This window comes from Ferdinandcohnia sp. FSL W7-1320 (genome assembly GCF_038050315.1).
Taxonomy (GTDB): Bacteria; Bacillota; Bacilli; order Bacillales; family Bacillaceae_L; genus Ferdinandcohnia; species Ferdinandcohnia aciditolerans.
Genome location: NZ_JBBPAM010000001.1, coordinates 2793585 through 2810767, shown reverse-complemented (window position 1 = coordinate 2810767; position 17183 = coordinate 2793585). Strand labels below are relative to the sequence as shown.

The following is a 17183-nucleotide window of genomic DNA, read 5'->3' as shown; positions in this document are numbered from 1 at the left end:
AAGAAGGTGGTGAACAAAATTGGCAAGAGAAAACCTTGAACTAGTAAATAATATGGAATTTGGTATTACTTCAAAATTCATTCCGAATTTATGTGAAGCAAAAACGTTAAAAGTTGTTGAGATAAATCATACTTCAGTTCGAATTGAACTGGAATCAAAGCAAAAAGGGGTCTTCCCACTTTCCCATTTTCAATACTTAATTCGTCATGGGGCATTAGTTCTATCAAAGGATGAAGATGAAGAAACTGCGTGATTCAAATATGTCTTGGCTCATTTGTGCCTAGATTTTTTAGCTCACGAGGTGGGTCATAAAGACGTTGCCACAGGAAGTGGCGTACTTAGTCTTTGATCTTATGCTCGAAAACTTTCCATTGAAATCTGTGGCATCCTCCATTCATTCTACTGTTCGATATGTCTGGATAATTGCTGAATAAAGTTAAAACAACCATCTGAATGGATGGTTGTTTTTATTTGGTGTTATTCACCTAAGTTTTCTTCTTTTAACACAGACCCAATTCCTTCTAAGGCTGCATCTGCATCATTACCTTCAGCTTGAATCACGATTTGTGAACCTTTTGGTACACCAAGAGACATTACACCCATAATTGATTTAAGGTTTACAGATTTACCGTTGAAAGTAAGTGTAATTTCTGATTGAAATTGACTTGCTTTATGTACGAGCTTTGTAGCTGGTCTTGCATGTAAGCCAGCGTCACTTGTAATTGTAAATGTTTTTTCTGCCATAAAAAATCCCTCTTTCTATTATTGACTCATATATAGAATAGCCATTAACCTATGTGATAATCAAGTGTATTTTTTTAGAATTGGCAATTTGCACAGAAAAATGTTTTCCTGGATGACACTTCTTTCTTCTTTATGACGGATCCACAACGAACGCACACTTCACCTTCTCGGTCATATACTTTACATTTTTCATCATAACCGCCGGTTAAATGATCCCCCTTAAAAAGTGGCTGTTCCATGTATCCACCAAATCGAATGGCATCTTGAAATACAGAATGAATCGATTGATACAATTTTTGAACTTGTGCATCATCCAATGTATCAAACGTCCTGGTTGGTAGAAGTTCTGCAGCAAAGCAAATTTCATCAGAGTAACAATTACCGATCCCTGCAATAAAATCCTGATCGACAAGCGTTGTTTTAAGCATTCCCCTTTTGTTTTCAACTAAATCTTCAAAAGATTGAAGTGTAAAACCAGGTTGCAGAGGTTCTGGCCCTAAATCTGCTAATTCGGATTCAACTTGGTCAGGCGTTAGTAGATGTAAGTATCCTAATCTTAATCCAATAAAACAAAGTTGATGGGATGTAAATCGAAGAATTACTTGTTTTGTTCTTGAAATTGAATCGTTATTTGTTTCAATATACATCAAACCGCCAAGCATAAGATGAAGAAGTAATTTATTTCCGCTTTCAAGTTCAAAAATGAGATGCTTCCCTCTACGGCGGATTTGAGTAATTTTATTTCCGACAAGCTCTTTAGTAAAATCAGAAACCGAAGTATTGATGGATTTTTCACGATTTACTTCCACATCTTGAATGACATGACCTGCTACTTTTAGTTGAAGGAGGTTTTTGTATGTTTCCATTTCTGGCAACTCAGGCATTTTCACACCTCCGATGATTATTTACATTTAGCATAAACAATAAATGAATATTTCATGTATCTATAAAAGCCACGAAGGTGTGATTCCCTCGTGGCTTTGATTAGTGAAGTTTTGAAATTTCATTTTGGAGCTGTTTCGTGCGCTTTGCATTTCCTTCTGCGAAGTTCGCAAGTCTTTCTTTCAGTTCAGGATCATTATGAACTCTTTCTGAGGTAATCAAGTAGCGTCGCATCAGTTCAGACTCTGCAGTATAGGCTGTTTCTAGAACTTCCTTTAAAGCATCCTCGGTTAACGCATCTTCACAATCATGATCCCGATCAAAATCCTTTTCATGATTCATCAAAATCACCTCTATAAAAGTATCTGCTTTTTTTAAAGGAATATGATGATAAAGGTAAGGAAAAATTTTATTCGAATACCCCCATTATCGGTTGTCCATTTTTAACCTGAGTTTGTACACCTGTTTCGTCTTTTGCAACACTACCAGATACAATAACATAATCAATCCCTTTGGATAAGGATGCTGGTTTTTCGGCTGTTGAAGTGTCGATGATCTCATGGTAGTCAAAAACCGTAATATCTGCGGTAGCTCCAACATGAAGCCTTCCTCTTGTACTCATAGCTGGTGCAACTTCTTCAAGTTGTCTTGCGGAATGAATGGTAATTTTCTTCATCCCTTCCATCAGTGGTAAGATATCAAGGTCACGAATGTAACGCCCGATAAACCTCGAAAAGGTTCCCGCTCCTCGTGGATGATTAAACTCACTGTCCATCGTTGCATCGCTACCAATCATACTATGGTCTACTTGTAATGCTTGAATGAGCTCGTCCTCATCCATCGCATAAACAATAACTTGTCCACCTTTCTTACGGTAAATAGGAAATGTTTCCTCCGTTAGTCTCTCAGTTGTACCCGCTACTTGAATGTCGGAATAGGATATGCCAAACCTTGATTGCCAATCTCCACTGAGACGCTCAAATGAAATATCTGTTGCCCAAGAATCGTATGGGTACACATCATATGTAACTTGGTAGCCATCAGCACGAGCTTCTTCAATTAAGGCTATTGCTTCATCCATCGCACCTGTCCCACCTGTACTGTGAAGATGCATAAAATGAACCGGGGCATCTAACTCCCTTGCATAACCAAGAACTTCTTTTACTGAATCAATACTTGTATGTTCGCCTGTTAGACTAGAATGCCTACCATGGAAATGTGTAACAATGCCATATTCCTTTGCAACTTTCATGAGGGCCCTGATTTCATCAGGAGTTGTTCCTGGATAATACTCAGGGCTAAAAGCAAGTGCGAGCGCACCTTTTTTAATTTCCTCATTTGCCCGTTTTACCATATAGTCAATTTGTTCCTGAGTTGGTGTGCCATGGTTGCCAAGTCCGGCTTCATAACGTAAACGTACCGCAAACAAGGCACCCCCATAGTTTACTGATGTTGGATGATTTTCATATTGATTAAAAAAACCGTTAAAATCAACCGTACACCCATGCATGGAAAGATTTGTTGTTACCCCATCACCAATCTTGAACTTTGCTGCCATTGGATTTGGATTGAACGAAAGCATATCTATAAAGCCGGGACTTACGATTTTTTGATACGCATCAATTTCGGTCTCTCCACGTATAGGTGATTTAGTAACCGCAGCCACTTTGTCGTCCTTAATTCCAACATGATAGCCAATTTTCATGGTTTCCTTGTCTGGATCTATCACAATTCCATTTTTAATCACGATATCATAAGTTACGTTCTCAGGTTCTTTAGTCGATGTCATTTGTTTATATTTGAACTCTTTAATGTCCAGTTTGTCCTTTTTTGATTTAAAACCGATGAGCTGTTCCCCATCAAATAGAAACTTATCTCCACTTATTTTATCAAGTTGGGTTGTCTTATTGGTCGCTAAATCATGAACAAAAGCAGAGATCTTCCCTTGGTCTTTAATTGTGTAGACAATATGCTCCAGCTCGGGATCTGCATCGACCCAGTCAACAGTCGCCTTTTTTGATGGAAGGTCAACGACGAATAGGTCCATATGGGAATCAAATTCAGGTGTGTTAAAAATGATTTCGGCTTTTTGCTTTTCGGGATTTGTCTTGGCATAGAGCATCCCTTCTTCATAGCCGTTTTTAAACTTAATATTACTGATTTTAGCAGAACCCTCAAACGGAATTTCGGAAACGGTTTCTTTCGTGCCAATATTAATCATCTCGATAAAATTGCTGCCGTCATCTTTCTTTCCGTATAAATACAACAAGTGTGCGTCCGGATTCACTTCTACCCCTCTATAACTTTTATCAGGACTGTTAGGAACTTGGTAATCCACCCATGGTGTCACGTTCTCAATTACAGCTTGTTGTCGGTCCCCGATGTAAAGTTTTTTTTGACCGTTTTCCTCTAACAAGGCGAGAACTTGATTCCCATAAAAGGTAATCCCATCTATCTTAAAGCCATTCACAACCAGTTGGCTTTTTACCTCCTCATCAGTGTCGGTAAATGACTCAGATGGAGAAATGATTTTTGAGCCGAAAAAGGCAACAAACAAGACAGCTGCTAACGTCACACCATATCTAATAAATCGATTTTTCATAATTATCACCCTAATAAAAGAGGAAAAAATCTCGAATCCCGAAATCTTTTCCCCTTAATCAAATGCGCCTTGGCGTATTTGTGCCCGATTTTTAGGCCCACATGAAGTGGGTCATAAAGACGTTGCCACAGGATGTGGCGTTTGTAGTCTTTAATCTTACTTACTGCTCGAAAAATTCTCTCTGAAAAATCGTGGCATCCGCCGTAGGCATAAACTATATTCAGCGGTGTTTTGCTCGGCCGGATATAGTTTATTTATTCCTTCAACGCTGCTTCTAGAGCAACCTCAATCATATCATTAAAAGTTGTTTGACGTTCTTCAGCTGTTGTTTCTTCTCCCGTTAAAATATGATCACTTACTGTTAAAACTGATAATGCATTGCGACCAAATTTCGCCGCTAATGTGTAGAGTGCCGTTGTTTCCATTTCAATCGCAAGAATCCCATACTGTGCCCATTTTTCTAATTCAGCATTTTCATTATAGAAAACGTCACTAGTGAAGACATTTCCAACTTTAAGATTAAGACCTTTTTCAGTCCCTGCCTCATATGCTTTTTTCAATAAATCAAATGAGGCTGTTGGGGCATAATCGACACTACCAAAATTGATGCGGTTCATTTGTGAGTTCGTTGAGGAAGTCATCGCTAAAATGACATCTCGTACTTTCACATCCTTTTGAATCGCACCGCAAGTTCCAACTCGAATTAAGTTTTGGACTCCATATTCATTCATTAATTCATGTATGTATATTGAAATTGATGGAACCCCCATACCTGTTCCTTGGACAGACACGCGCTTTCCTTTATATGTACCGGTAAATCCGAGCATTCCACGAACTTCATTGTAGCATTGAACATTTTCAAGAAAGTTTTCAGCAATATACTTTGCACGCAATGGGTCTCCTGGAAGCAATATTGTTTCAGCGATATCCCCTTGCTTTGCTCCAATATGTGTACTCATTCATGATCCTCCTATGTAGGTAAAATTACACTTTTACTATGTTACCACAATTCCATTCTACTTAAAAAGTTTGATTAACGCAAAAATATGGGGAAAGATAAGGTTGTATCATCATCAAAAAGGGGGTATTCGTACATGGCAAACGAAAAAATGAGCAAAAAATTAAGACAAGCTGTTGACTATGCAAATGCAACTGACACCACAAAAGGTGTTGGAAATCCGCCAAATACATCGAAAAAAGCAAAAGATGGCTTTATGCAGCCTAAATAATTAAAAGAGAGTTCAAAAGGAGGATGAAAAGGACCAAGAAGTTCGAGGCGGCGAAGCTTCGAGCACCGGAACGTATGTAATTGATACGCGAGGAGCGGAAAAGCAAGCCAACGAAGAAATTCGATGTGTCATTTCACCGGACTTTTTGAACATCCTATTGGAGGGAATAAAATGGGTAAGAAAAATCGTAATCGTATTAATGCTCCTAAGAAAAACAACCATACTCCACCTGAAGCAATTGAAGCGGAACAAATCGCTCACGGTAAAGAATTTTCAGCTGCTGGTGGTCGTAAAAACGGACCAGGGCATAATGAATAAATGAAATAAGGGCGTCCGATTGCAGGGCGCCCTTTTTCAATTAGCTATGGCGGCTAATAATTTGGTTAATTTTTGATTTGAGATTTGGAAGATCATTCGTCGTTACAGTGAAGTTTACAAAGGATTCATCCATATCCAATGCCTCAGCAAGGAAGCTACTTAACCCACGTGCACGTCGGTCCACCTGCATCATCACTTCCACCCGATCTTCAGATTGAGGGAAGAACATTACTTCTACTTCATCTAATCTTCCACGATATTGTCCACTCGTAGGGACAAACTCAAATTCCTGTACAAATGGTAATCGTCTTCTTAGTCGGTATGGTGCCGCTTCGCAATCTACCTTACGTAAGCTAAAGCCTAAATCATATACCGCATTCAACACACCTGCTGCAAGTGGTGATGGAGAAACTGAAATATAATCTTTATCTGATGGGTCAATTGCATTTTTAATATCTAAGCCTGTGTGAATCCACACTTTTGATTTCCCGAACGTTACAGGTGTATCAAGTGGGAGGACGAATGAAAATGGAATTTCACGTCTTTCGTTACTTCCAATTGTAAAACGCTCAACAATTTTCACTTTTTCAATCGTTGCTTGTTGGTTAAACTTTTTGTCATTCGATTCTTTAATGTAGGTTGTCATTAAGGAAAGATAAATCTCGTCGATTTGTTGTTCCGTATTTCCTCCAACAATTTCAACAACGCCAGAAACCTTGTCACCAGCCCTAAGTTGGTCAGTTGTTAACTTAGTATCAACTCTTGCACTTCCTATCCCAATACTTGAAAAAAGTTTATTAAATAAAGACATGGTCATTCCTCCTAATGCTTGATATAAAACTATACGACTGGGCATGAAAAAAGTTTCTACAGAAATGATATTTTTTCATTAAAAAACGACGGGTTTCCCCGCCGTCATATGTACCTAGTCTTCTTCTTCGTCAATTACACATTTAAAGAGTAAGTATTCAAAAGTAATATCTGCTAGTTCCTCTAGCTCTTCCTCGCTTGGGGCAAATCCCCTTTGGACAAGCTCGTTATAGAAAAACTCTGCAATTTCCTCCGTATCAATAACAACCTCAATCTCCTTCAGCATGATCGCCCCCTTTACTTAAGATGTATGATGTAAAAACGTCACCTATGTCATTTCATATGTATATTATTTTTTAGTCATGAAATCAAAAGTTCATACATAGGATGGAATATAAGAATTGGACAAGCCTAATGGAGGGGTTCTCATGACAAAGCAAGCCGTTATTGTAAAATTTCCAGTACAAGCAGAAGTGAATCGCACCAATAAATTACTAGCATTTATTGACGGAGACGGGTTTGACAAAGTGTTAGGAAAAGTAACAAAAGGATTATTTTCGTTTATTTTGTTTTTAGGGATCCCTTATTTCTTTTATGTGTTAGTACAAGCGTTACTCATGGGTTAATCGTTACCTTTCCCAGACTCAAATTTTTGTAGATTTTTCATTGCTAAATCCATAACATCTTTATATTTCTGATCCTGGAACATGTCGTACAGGATCTTGTAGTCGTTGTACACATCTAATAAACCGTCAATGATTTCTTTTTTCTCTTTTTTAATACGCATATGATCTTTCTCGGATTTACGATAGATATCCATATTTTCATACATCCCCGCATTATTGTTTTTCTTTTTCACAAAATACTTCAACGAATATTTTTGAAGGAATGTTTCAGCTTGATCAAAGTCTGCAAGTAGTGTCAGCTCATCCTCTCCTGCTTCGAGCCACTCACCGTCTGTCACTCTCGCTAGTTCGTAAATCACATCCTCCCACGCACCCTCTTTGTATCTCCAAATTTCAGTGTGAATCCCAACAATTTTAAACACATCATTGTCATATCCTTGCACAAAGACAAGGTCACCAAAATAATATTTGTATTCAATATCGATTTTTTCAATTTCCATCGGCCTTGCTTTATATTGGGAAAGCAAGGTTAGGGCCGATTCTGAGTAAAATGCCTCGCCTTTATTAACTTTATATAGAAAGTTTCCATCTAGCTTACGGATATCGGTCACAGATCCAACTGTTCCATATAACTTAACAACGACGATATCCCCGATTTTGTATTTTGGCTTTTTGCTTTTATCATCCATATCCTCATCCCTCTGCTTTGGTGTCGATTTAAAGGGTGTGACATAGTATATGCAAGTCTTTTGCAAAACGGCAATATAATAGGGCTTGTGAATCAAGAAATATTAAGGGTGGGCGAGCCTAAAATTTGTGGAGGTGAAGTGTTCGTTATAGAGGTTTATTTTGGGGAGAATGTTAGTGGCAGTATTTTTAAAATAGTGGGAGTAAAACATGGATAGCGGCAGTAAATCCAAGTTAGTGGCAGTAATTTAACCTAGTGACAGAAAATCTTGGATAGTGACAGTATTTTTTCATTCTTAATATCTAGTTGCTCAGAAAACGTAAAAAACCACCGAGATTCTGCATCTCAGTGGTTTATATCAATCTTCGTTTTCATAAAGATCCCAGGCCTTATCGAAAGTAGACATACTTTTTAAATATTGGCCGTTTAACTCCAAATAAGAGCTTAATTCATTGTAATCCTTCGAATAGATTGGAAAGCTATGATCCAAATAGATGTCATTTGCAAATTGACTAATCTCATCTTTCGCTTTTGCCGTACGAAATTTTACAATATAGTGATAAAATGACTTTCCCATAACAACCACATCCTACATAAGCGTTCGTTTTGTCATTTTATCATGATATCGAATCAAGTCAACTGAAAATGACTTAAAAACGGAAGTAGTTATGCTTTAAAAATCGCGGAATCTCCATTAGTTCTTTATAGCTAATTGTCTTCAAAAGTTTTTTTGTATCGATTAACATGAGTTGGTCTTCAATTTCATTTATTATGTTTTCTTCTTGATACTCCATTCCGCATTCATCACACTTTACACTAGGTGTATCGGTAATTTCAATTGCTCTTGTTCCATCTGGAAGTTCCCAAAATACACTGTTTGTTGCTTCTTTCGCCTTTTCCGAATCACACCACATACAATTCAACAATATAACCTCCAATCACATTTAACTAGATTTTTCATCTTCCTTACTAGAGCCCTTCATTTTTTGTAAAGTAGATTGGTATTTTTTCTCCTTCAATTCGTCCCGTTTATCACGTTTATCTTTTAATGTGCTATGACTTGGGTCTTCATTGTATTTCTTTCTTCTTGAAATTCGGTTAATGCCTTCAGGGACAAGGTTAAAGCCATCACCTAGTAGCCCCGCTATTCCTGCAGTTGATTTTTTATCTTCGAGCGAGCCTACATGCTCTGTAAAATAAGCGTCTGCACGGCCAGGTACATAGTTTTCTGGCTCTGGATAGGTAGTAATGACTCCTTCAAAATTACGTAACACCACTTTTTCGGGACTTTGTGAAAGCAGATAATTCGGCTGTACTGCAATTTTTCCGCCTCCACCAGGCGCATCGACGACGAAGGTTGGTACGGCATAGCCTGAAGTGTGGCCACGTAAGCCCTCGATAATTTCTAGCCCTTTTGAAACAGGTGCTCTAAAGTGGCCAATACCTTCCGATAAATCACATTGATAAATATAATAAGGACGAACTCTGATTTTGACTAAATCATGCATCAACTTTTTCATGATTTCGACGCTGTCGTTAATGCCTGCTAAAATAACAGATTGGTTTCCGACTGGCACACCACTGTTAACCAGCATTTCACACGCTTTTTTTGCTTCCTCTGTAATCTCAATAGACGTATTAAAATGTGTATTTAACCATACAGGATGGTATTTCTTTAAAATATTACACAGGTTTTCTGTAATTCGCTGCGGGAATACAACAGGTGCCCTTGTTCCGATACGAATGATTTCCACATGCGGAATCGCCCGTAAATTTTTCAAAATGTACTCAAGAATATTGTCATTGATCAGAAGGCCGTCACCACCTGAAATAAGGACGTCACGTACTTCAGGAGTGTTGGCGATGTAGCCTATCGCAGCATCAAGCTGTTTTTTCGGCACACCCATACCGATTTGGCCGGAAAATCGTCTCCTCGTACAATAGCGGCAATACATTGAGCATTGGTTCGTTACTAAGAAGAGGACACGGTCAGGGTAACGATGTGTTAAACCAGGTACTGGTGAATCTTCGTCTTCTTCAAGAGGATCTTCTAAATCATATTTTGTTTTGTAAATCTCTTTCCCAATTGGCACTGATTGCATCCGAATTGGGCAACGTGGATCATCAGGATTCATTAACGATGCGTAATATGGTGTTATATTTAAAGGAATCGTCTTTGTGGAGATTAAGACACCTTCTTCTTCTTCTGGAGTCAGATTAATGACCTTACGTAAATCATCGATTGTGCGAATTGTATTCGTCAATTGCCAAATCCAATCGTTCCACTGCTCATCCGTTACATCCTTCCATAATTCAATGTCCTTCCAATGACGCTTAGGTTTATATAAGTTCATCTGCATAAAAAATCTCCTCCCTACTCTTATTAACATGCAAGTAGCATGCCAACTGTTAAGTAGAAAAGAGATCTAAATGAAAATATGGGTCTAATTATTTTTTTTTTGCAATTTGTATTGCAGGGTTTGACGAGGAATCTCTAGAAGTTTTGCCGCTCTATTGATGTTCCCGCCTGACTTTTTCATGGCTGCATCGATCAAAGAGTTTTCGGTTTCTTGTATGACTTCACGAAGAGGTCTTAATGTGACTGTAGACTTTGGTTTGGTATCGACAAGATGAACCGGTAATAAATCCGTTGTAAGTGCTGTTCCTTCAGCCATAATCATTGCATGTTCAATGATATGTTTTAATTCCCTTACATTCCCTGGCCAAAGGTAATTAGCAAATAATTGAAGGACCTCATTATCAACCTTTGAGACACTTTTTTGAAAGCTATGGTTATATAGTCCAACAAAGTGGTCGACTAAATATGGTATGTCCTCAAGTCTGTTCTTTAAAGGAGGAATCTCTAAAGAGAAAACATTCAAACGATAATACAAATCTGGTCTTAGTTCATGATCCCTCACGCAATCTGTTGGATATTTGTTTAGTGCAACAATCACGCGAACATCGACTTGAAGTGTCTTCGGGCTGCCAATTCTCCGAACCATCCCATCCTCAAGGACACGGAGCAATCGGGATTGGAGCTCAAGTGGCATCGAATTGATTTCGTCTAAAAAAAGCGTCCCTCCATGTGCAATTTCAAATAACCCAGCACGGTCCACTGCTCCCGTATAGCTCCCTTTAACCGTTCCAAATAAAATACTTTCTAATAAACTTTCGGGTAACGCTGCACAGTTTTGCGCGATAAAAGGAGCTTGCCTTCGTGGTGAGGTATTATGAATCGCTTGCACAAGAAGCTCCTTACCAGTTCCGGTTTCACCATACACTAAAACAGTCGATGATGAGTTCGCAACCTTCATTGCTTGTTTTTTTACATTGTTGAAGCGCTCATTTTTCGTCAGGATGTCATGAAAAGTGTATTTTGCTCCATATAATTCCTGAGGCTTTTTTGAAGGACTGCGAACCTTTGATTGCAGGTCCATCAATTTATTGGATAAATCTTTAATCTTCGAATAATCTTTTCCAATTTCAACAGCACCAATGAATTTACCATTTATATGGATGGGTAAAGTCGTATTTACCGTATCAATCAGCTTTCCCCATTTGTTTTTATAAGTTTGGGGAAGATGATAAATCGGCTGTTTTGTGCGAATGACCTTTAATAGAGTACTAGAATCCTCATTTAAAGAAGGAAAGACCTCGAGAAGATGCTTACCAAGTACCTCATCCCGGCTAAGCCCATCATGCTCGGCTGCTACCTGATTATAGAAGATGGTGATTCCTTCCTCATTAACAACATGTATGGCTTCATCAATACTATCTAAAATGGCAATGACAAGTTCTTCCCCGATTTGCACTCATCTCCACCTCCCTCATCACATGATGAAAATCCGGCGCTTACTGCCGAAAAATTGGCAGGTTCAGTCAATTGATAAATCCTTGACCCACACATTCATGTCTTCAATCTTATCAAAAATATAGCAGTTGTTTGTGAGTCTGCCAGTATAAGAGTATCCTAACTGGTAAAAGCTTTTATTCATTCCATATGAAAGTGCCCTTGCAATTGAATAGGCACAATATATTCCATTGTTAATAAGCTCCATTTCCAGTTGTATTAAAAGCTTCTTCATTAAGCCGTGTTTCCTATACGCATCCAAGGTTGCACAATCGGTTAGCTCCGCATTATGAAAGCTATAATTAACTTCGGCTGAGGCGCTACTAATAATCACGCCATTGTCGAGAGCGACATAAAAAACCGTGGAATCCTTCATTGCTTTCTGAATATAGTCTGGGTTGTTTAATGGAGTTGGATAAATCTTGAACACAGTATCATACAATTTAGCAAGTTGCCCTGCATCTTCGGGTGTTGCTTTGCGGATTAGAAATTGAGTGTTTGTTTGATTATTTTTTCGCGGATTCCTTAAGATGTCGGTTATTATTTGTTCTTCTTCCATCCATTTATCACTATTTCTTCTTTCATTTGTAAAATACTTCGTAACAAAATAGGCATCACTGCCATTAAAATATTTTTGAACCATTGCCTCAATCATAAAGCCACATTTCATAAATTCAAATAAGTCCTCACGTTTAGCCATACAAATAACTTTTTCAAAAGAATGGAATACTGCAAGCTCGTTAACCTCATCTAATAAGGTCATAAGATTACCTCGATAATCTAATACACGAAGTCTCCGGTTGAAATAGTCTACTACAATGTCTGCTTGATATGAAGCTGCATGTAATCGTTTTTGTTCATTGTATTTTTGACCTGACAACATCAAACCTCCTCATAGCATAGCCTTTTCATCTATCATATCATTTTTCAGAAACTTCACACCATGCTAAAATCGTTTGAGCAATGATTTCTGCCGTTTCAAACATCCGTTCAAGCTCAATATACTCATTTGGGTAATGAGCAACTTCAGTTGTTCCAGGACCAAATACAATGGTCGGGATATTGCCGACTGCTGTTAAAAGTCCGCCATCTGTTCCCCAAGGAGATGCCTCAATGATTGGTTCTTTCCCCAAGACATCTTTATACGTATTGATTAAAAGATTCATTAGTTCATGGTCAGGATCAATTGTACCAGGCACCCAACGTGCACCAAACCACTCAAGTCCAACTGGATGGTTTTGGAACCATGGATCTATTTCAGGTAATTTTTCAAGCCATTGTTGCATTTCAGCTTTTGCGTTCTCGATTGTTTCCTCAGGGGCGACACCCATTCGACCTTCAATGGTAACAACGTCTGGAACAGAAGACGGCCAAGTTCCTCCGTTTATTTTTCCAATATTAATAGGCACTGGGATTGGCGTATTTCTATAAAGTGGATCATTAATCTCCGCATTGCGAATCATTTCAAGCTTCAAAAGATGGTTAATTACCGTCATAGCCTTTTCGATTGCACTAACACCTTCATACCTCGTTCCACCATGTGCAATTCGGCCGTAAATATCAATTTTAAACCACATTGAACCTTGTTGTTTCGGGAAAATCTTCATATTCGTCGGCTCTGGGATTATGGCTCCATCTGCTTTATAGCCCTTGATAATCGTTGCAAGTGTTCCGGCACCACCACTTTCCTCTTCGATGACACTTTGGAAAATGACATCGCCTTTTAGTTGAATACCAGATTCCTTGATGGCTTGGATTGCTAATAGCATTGCGACATTTCCACCTTTCATATCAGTGGAACCTCGCCCATATAATTTTCCATCTTTCACTTCAGCGGAATACGGATCCATCTCCCATTGGGTGATATCACCTTCTGGAACAACATCAATGTGACCATTTAAGAGAAGTGATTTTCCCCCACCTGTCCCTTTTAGAACACCGACTACATTCGGACTATCGAGAAAGTTTGTTCTTGGGGAAACAAAATATGGATGCTTTAAAAGTTCCGAACCATTCGGTTCCCAGATGTCAATTTCCATCCCAAGTTGACGGCATTTTTCTATAATAATTGCTTGCGAAGACCTTTCATTGCCTTGGAGACTCGGTTCTTGAACAAGCTTTTTTAATAGACGGATGCCTTTTCCCCTATTTTCTTGGATCCACTTCTTCACTTTATCGTTAGTATCACTCAAACACTTCCCCTCCCTTTAGGTTAGTTGTGAAATGGTTTCATCCCACTTCAATTCGGCACTCGTATTTTTTATCACATCTTCAATTGTAAAAGGAGTCATCACTTCTAATAGATGGAGGCCATCCTCTTTTACCTCAATCACGGCCATATCGGTAATGATAAGATTAACACAGCTTTTAGAGGTTAAAGGCAAACTGCACTCTTTAACAATCTTTGAGTTTCCATGTTTATCGACATGGTTCATTAAAACAATCACTTTTTTTGCTTTTTGCGCTAACTCCATTGCACCACCCATCCCAGGTACACGTTTACCTGGAACAATCCAGTTCGCGAGGTCTCCTTTTTCACTAACCTGAAGTGATCCAAGAATGGTTATATCAATATAACCCCGCCGAATCATACCAAAGGCAATTGAACTATCAAAATAGGACGAACCTGTAATGGTGGTTACGGGGTAGCCCGCGGCGTTACAAATATTCTCATCTTCTGACCCTTTTTCTGGGCTTGGACCGATCCCTAAAATGCCATTTTCAGCATGAATCATGACATTAATCCCTTCAGGGAGGTGATTTGGAACGAGGGAAGGAATACCAATTCCTAGGTTCACAATCATACCATCTTTGACTTCCTGTGCAGCCCGTTTTGCAATCCGATTGCGAACATCTACTCCCATACCCATTTCCAATTCACCCCTCTGCTCTTAATAATCATGTCTACATAGATTCCGGGTGTTACGATTTCTTCTGGATCTAATTCTCCTAATGGAACAATTTCCTCAACCTCGGCAATTGTGAATTTCCCAGCCATGGCAACAAGCGGATTCATGTTTCTGGCACTCTTATCATAGACAAGATTTCCAAATGGATCGGCCTTTTTAGCGAAAAGAATGGAAATGTCCGCTGTTAAAGGCTTTTCTAATAGATAGTTTGTGCCGTCGACTGGAATGATTTGTTTTCCATTTGATACGATTTCATTGTCAATTCCAACATCGACTAAAATACCACCAAGGCCAACACCACCTGCACGGATTCGTTCAGCAAGTGTGCCTTGGGGTGAAAATTCGATTTCCATTTTTCCATCCGTCATCAATTGACCTGCAACTGGATTCGAACCAATATGGGAGACAATACATTTTTTCGCGTGTCCTCGACTGACAAGTTTCCCAATTCCGATGTTGGGAAAGCCGGTGTCATTTCCAATCAACGTCAAATCTTTCACATTTTTTTCTAGCAATCCGTCTATTAACGCTGGGGGACTTCCTATTCCACCAAATCCCCCAAACATTACCGTTGTTCCATCATTGATATGTGTGAGTGCATCTTCTAGAGTTGAAATCTTATTGTATCGATTTTCAATCAATTATGGTCACCTCCAGATTATGTTGAAATGATTCCTTTTTTCTGTAGTTCTGCCTCAACATCTTCAAATGTTTGATCAAGGAGCTCGATTAACTCATCAATTTGTTGAGTTGTAATTGTTAAAGGCGGTGCTACAAGAATAGCGTCACCACCGACCCCTTCAATGCCAGCTGCAGCCGGATATAGTAACAATCCATTGTTTTGACCTTGACTGACAACCAGTGAAGTTAAGTCGATTTCTTTTTTAAAAGGGAACTTTGTGATCATGTCGGATACGAATTCGATTCCACACATCAGCCCTTTTCCACGAACATCGCCGATAATCGGGTGCTTTTTTTGCAATTCTTCTAGTTTGGTATTAAGATATTTTCCGTTTTTCGCAGATTTTTCAACTAGATTATGAGTTTCAATATAGCTGACGACTGCTAACGCAACAGCTGTAGATTGCGGGTTCGCACTATAGGTGTGTCCACTCATAATTAGCTTTGAGCCTTTTTGAATTGGTTCCATTACCTTTTCACTAACGAGGGTTGCGGCAATGGGTGTGTACCCCGCACTCATACCTTTTCCAAGTGCAATGATGTCAGCATGTGTGTCCCAATGTTCAAGGGCAAACATCTTTCCGGTCCGGCCCATTCCTGTCATGACCTCATCAGCAATAAACAAGATATTGTGTTTTTTACAGATTTCTTTAATCACCTGATAATAACCAGGAGGCGGGACAATGGCACCACCCGCAGCTCCGATAATTGGCTCGGCAATAAATGCGGCAATATGATCGGCCCCAATTCTGTTAATCGCTTGTTCTAGCTCGGTTGCACACATATGATTACAAGCTGGATAAGTGGCGTTGAAAGGACATCGGAAACAATACGGTGGTTGAATGGTCGGAAAGTCTTCTAATAATGGTACAAAGCGAGCTCTCCTTCCGGTGTGTCCAGACATTGAGAGTGCACCAATCGTAATCCCGTGGTAGCTCATCCAACGTGACAATATTTTGTTTTTCCCTTTAATCCCTTTTTCTTGCCAATGCTGAATGGCAATCTTCATGGCCGTTTCCGTCGCCTCAGAGCCACTGTTCACAAAAAAAGACCAGTATTCACCGCCTTTTGCTAGGTCACTTAATTTTTTAGCCAATTTTTCTGCAGGTTCACTTGTGAACTGTGACCTGTAGACAAATGTTATTTTGTTAGCCTGTTTTTCAATTTCTTCAATGATTTCTTTCACGCCATGGCCGATGCTAGCCGTGATGGCACCTGAAGAGCCATCGATATATCTTTTTCCATTTGTGTCGTATAAGTAGATTCCATCCCCATGGCTAATCATCGGATATTCCTTATCCAATAAAGGTTTAATCAAGCGGGTTGCGTCCATCGCGAACCCCTCCTCACGAAAAATGGTATTACAGTCCTATTATGGTAATGGTATGCTGCGTGTTTTGTGTTTGATTTGTAAAAATTGAGCTGTGGATGGTGGACTAGGAATTTTATGTTTTTATGGTTGATGAAGGACTTTAACACGTGATATCTTGGCCATAGGGTCCTTCTTAGTGCTGATGAAGGACTTTAGCATGTGAGCTCTTGGCTATAGGGTGCTTCATAGTGCTGATGAAGAACTTTAGCATTGTGAGATCTTGGCCGTAGGGTCCTTCATAGTGTTGATGAAGAACTTTAGCATGTGAGATCTTGGCCGTAGGGTCCTTCATAGTGCTGATGAAGGACTTTAGCATGTGAGATCTTGGCCGTAGGGTCCTTCATAGTGCTGATGAAGGACTTTAGCATGTGAGATCTTGGCCGTAGGGTCCTTCATAGTGCTGATGAAGGACTTTAGCATGTGAGATCTTGGCCGTATAGTCCTTCATAACCGAGATGAAGAGGAAAAC

Annotated in this window: 21 protein-coding genes; 4 read left to right on the top strand and 17 right to left on the bottom strand. The window is 39.2% G+C overall.

Going from position 1 to position 17183, the window contains the following annotated elements; translation table 11 throughout:
* The first annotated feature begins 19 nt into the window (after positions 1-19).
* On the top strand, positions 20-253 hold the full coding sequence (locus NST91_RS14010; RefSeq protein WP_121448642.1) for a hypothetical protein: 234 nt from the start codon (positions 20-22) through the stop codon (positions 251-253).
* Positions 254-477: 224 nt separating this feature from the next.
* On the opposite strand, the gene NST91_RS14005 is transcribed toward NST91_RS14010, so the two are convergent.
* The 5 genes from NST91_RS14005 to deoD form a co-directional block, all read right to left on the bottom strand.
* The gene (locus NST91_RS14005; protein ID WP_121448641.1) at positions 478-744 is read right to left on the bottom strand and encodes a phosphocarrier protein HPr; all 267 of its coding nucleotides are present in this window, start codon (positions 742-744) and stop codon (positions 478-480) included.
* A gap of 74 nt (positions 745-818) precedes the next feature.
* A complete protein-coding gene (gene mutM / locus NST91_RS14000; protein ID WP_341331633.1) occupies positions 819-1628 on the bottom strand; it encodes a bifunctional DNA-formamidopyrimidine glycosylase/DNA-(apurinic or apyrimidinic site) lyase in 810 nt (269 codons plus the stop codon).
* A 100-nt stretch (positions 1629-1728) separates the two neighbouring features.
* Positions 1729-1968, bottom strand: coding sequence for a hypothetical protein (locus tag NST91_RS13995; RefSeq protein ID WP_341331632.1), 240 nt, complete (start codon positions 1966-1968; stop codon positions 1729-1731).
* Positions 1969-2035: 67 nt separating this feature from the next.
* A complete protein-coding gene (locus NST91_RS13990; RefSeq protein WP_341331631.1) occupies positions 2036-4228 on the bottom strand; it encodes an amidohydrolase family protein in 2193 nt (730 codons plus the stop codon).
* 254 nt (positions 4229-4482) lie between these two features.
* Positions 4483-5187 carry a purine-nucleoside phosphorylase gene (gene deoD, locus NST91_RS13985; protein WP_099353011.1) on the bottom strand — a complete coding sequence of 235 codons (705 nt, stop codon included), beginning with the start codon at positions 5185-5187 and terminating at the stop codon, positions 4483-4485.
* A gap of 135 nt (positions 5188-5322) precedes the next feature.
* Here deoD and NST91_RS13980 point away from each other — a divergent pair, with 135 nt between their 5' ends.
* The gene (locus NST91_RS13980) at positions 5323-5457 is read left to right on the top strand and encodes a hypothetical protein (RefSeq protein WP_281254514.1); all 135 of its coding nucleotides are present in this window, start codon (positions 5323-5325) and stop codon (positions 5455-5457) included.
* A 171-nt stretch (positions 5458-5628) separates the two neighbouring features.
* A complete protein-coding gene (gene yoyE / locus NST91_RS13975; RefSeq protein WP_010281467.1) occupies positions 5629-5775 on the top strand; it encodes a protein YoyE in 147 nt (48 codons plus the stop codon).
* 40 nt (positions 5776-5815) lie between these two features.
* Here the strand turns inward: yoyE and NST91_RS13970 are convergent, their stop codons facing one another.
* Both NST91_RS13970 and NST91_RS13965 read right to left on the bottom strand, forming a co-directional pair.
* Entirely contained in the window at positions 5816-6586 is a 771-nt protein-coding gene (locus NST91_RS13970; protein WP_341331630.1) for a sporulation protein, read from the bottom strand.
* 114 nt (positions 6587-6700) lie between these two features.
* On the bottom strand, positions 6701-6868 hold the full coding sequence (locus tag NST91_RS13965; RefSeq protein ID WP_121448698.1) for a YozD family protein: 168 nt from the start codon (positions 6866-6868) through the stop codon (positions 6701-6703).
* Between the two features lie 145 nt (positions 6869-7013).
* On the opposite strand from NST91_RS13965, the gene NST91_RS13960 reads away from it, so the two are divergent.
* Entirely contained in the window at positions 7014-7211 is a 198-nt protein-coding gene (locus NST91_RS13960; protein ID WP_341331629.1) for a hypothetical protein, read from the top strand.
* Here NST91_RS13960 and yodN read toward each other — a convergent pair.
* The 10 genes from yodN to NST91_RS13910 form a co-directional block, all read right to left on the bottom strand.
* Positions 7208-7900: a germination protein YodN gene (gene yodN / locus NST91_RS13955; RefSeq protein WP_341331628.1), complete on the bottom strand. Its 693-nt coding sequence runs from the start codon at positions 7898-7900 to the stop codon at positions 7208-7210. The two genes, NST91_RS13960 and yodN, sit on opposite strands and share 4 nt — an antisense overlap.
* A 357-nt stretch (positions 7901-8257) precedes the next feature.
* A complete protein-coding gene (locus tag NST91_RS13950; RefSeq protein WP_121448634.1) occupies positions 8258-8476 on the bottom strand; it encodes a YozE family protein in 219 nt (72 codons plus the stop codon).
* A 73-nt stretch (positions 8477-8549) separates the two neighbouring features.
* Positions 8550-8822 (bottom strand): YokU family protein, encoded by a 273-nt coding sequence (locus tag NST91_RS13945; RefSeq protein WP_341331627.1) that lies wholly within the window; start codon positions 8820-8822, stop codon positions 8550-8552.
* A gap of 21 nt (positions 8823-8843) precedes the next feature.
* Complete coding sequence (kamA, locus tag NST91_RS13940; RefSeq protein ID WP_341331626.1) at positions 8844-10259, bottom strand: lysine 2,3-aminomutase; 1416 nt, start codon at positions 10257-10259, stop codon at positions 8844-8846.
* A gap of 84 nt (positions 10260-10343) precedes the next feature.
* Positions 10344-11714 (bottom strand): sigma-54 interaction domain-containing protein, encoded by a 1371-nt coding sequence (locus NST91_RS13935; RefSeq protein ID WP_341331625.1) that lies wholly within the window; start codon positions 11712-11714, stop codon positions 10344-10346.
* 63 nt (positions 11715-11777) lie between these two features.
* Positions 11778-12632, bottom strand: a complete 855-nt coding sequence (gene ablB, locus NST91_RS13930; protein ID WP_341331624.1) for a putative beta-lysine N-acetyltransferase — start codon at positions 12630-12632, stop codon at positions 11778-11780.
* Between the two features lie 40 nt (positions 12633-12672).
* Complete coding sequence (locus NST91_RS13925; protein ID WP_341331623.1) at positions 12673-13944, bottom strand: peptidase; 1272 nt, start codon at positions 13942-13944, stop codon at positions 12673-12675.
* A gap of 15 nt (positions 13945-13959) precedes the next feature.
* On the bottom strand, positions 13960-14622 hold the full coding sequence (locus NST91_RS13920; protein ID WP_341331622.1) for a 3-oxoacid CoA-transferase subunit B: 663 nt from the start codon (positions 14620-14622) through the stop codon (positions 13960-13962).
* On the bottom strand, positions 14607-15299 hold the full coding sequence (locus NST91_RS13915) for a CoA transferase subunit A (protein WP_341333537.1): 693 nt from the start codon (positions 15297-15299) through the stop codon (positions 14607-14609). Before NST91_RS13915 ends, NST91_RS13920 begins: the two co-directional genes overlap by 16 nt.
* A 20-nt stretch (positions 15300-15319) precedes the next feature.
* Positions 15320-16675 carry an aspartate aminotransferase family protein gene (locus tag NST91_RS13910; protein ID WP_341331621.1) on the bottom strand — a complete coding sequence of 452 codons (1356 nt, stop codon included), beginning with the start codon at positions 16673-16675 and terminating at the stop codon, positions 15320-15322.
* Between the last annotated feature and the right edge of the window lie 508 nt (positions 16676-17183).

Excerpts from the sequence above, each read along its gene's own strand:
- NST91_RS13980 (WP_281254514.1), top strand. The coding sequence starts at position 5,323 with ATGGCAAACGAAAAAATGAGCAAAAAATTAAGACAAGCTGTTGACTAT.
- kamA (WP_341331626.1), bottom strand. The coding sequence starts at position 10,259 with ATGCAGATGAACTTATATAAACCTAAGCGTCATTGGAAGGACATTGAA.
- NST91_RS13960 (WP_341331629.1), top strand. The coding sequence starts at position 7,014 with ATGACAAAGCAAGCCGTTATTGTAAAATTTCCAGTACAAGCAGAAGTG.
- deoD (WP_099353011.1), bottom strand. The coding sequence starts at position 5,187 with ATGAGTACACATATTGGAGCAAAGCAAGGGGATATCGCTGAAACAATA.
- NST91_RS13970 (WP_341331630.1), bottom strand. The coding sequence starts at position 6,586 with ATGTCTTTATTTAATAAACTTTTTTCAAGTATTGGGATAGGAAGTGCA.
- mutM (WP_341331633.1), bottom strand. The coding sequence starts at position 1,628 with ATGCCTGAGTTGCCAGAAATGGAAACATACAAAAACCTCCTTCAACTA.
- yoyE (WP_010281467.1), top strand. The coding sequence starts at position 5,629 with ATGGGTAAGAAAAATCGTAATCGTATTAATGCTCCTAAGAAAAACAAC.
- NST91_RS13995 (WP_341331632.1), bottom strand. The coding sequence starts at position 1,968 with ATGAATCATGAAAAGGATTTTGATCGGGATCATGATTGTGAAGATGCG.
- NST91_RS13950 (WP_121448634.1), bottom strand. The coding sequence starts at position 8,476 with ATGGGAAAGTCATTTTATCACTATATTGTAAAATTTCGTACGGCAAAA.
- NST91_RS13990 (WP_341331631.1), bottom strand. The coding sequence starts at position 4,228 with ATGAAAAATCGATTTATTAGATATGGTGTGACGTTAGCAGCTGTCTTG.
- NST91_RS13910 (WP_341331621.1), bottom strand. The coding sequence starts at position 16,675 with ATGGACGCAACCCGCTTGATTAAACCTTTATTGGATAAGGAATATCCG.
- NST91_RS13920 (WP_341331622.1), bottom strand. The coding sequence starts at position 14,622 with ATGGGTATGGGAGTAGATGTTCGCAATCGGATTGCAAAACGGGCTGCA.
- NST91_RS14005 (WP_121448641.1), bottom strand. The coding sequence starts at position 744 with ATGGCAGAAAAAACATTTACAATTACAAGTGACGCTGGCTTACATGCA.
- yodN (WP_341331628.1), bottom strand. The coding sequence starts at position 7,900 with ATGGATGATAAAAGCAAAAAGCCAAAATACAAAATCGGGGATATCGTC.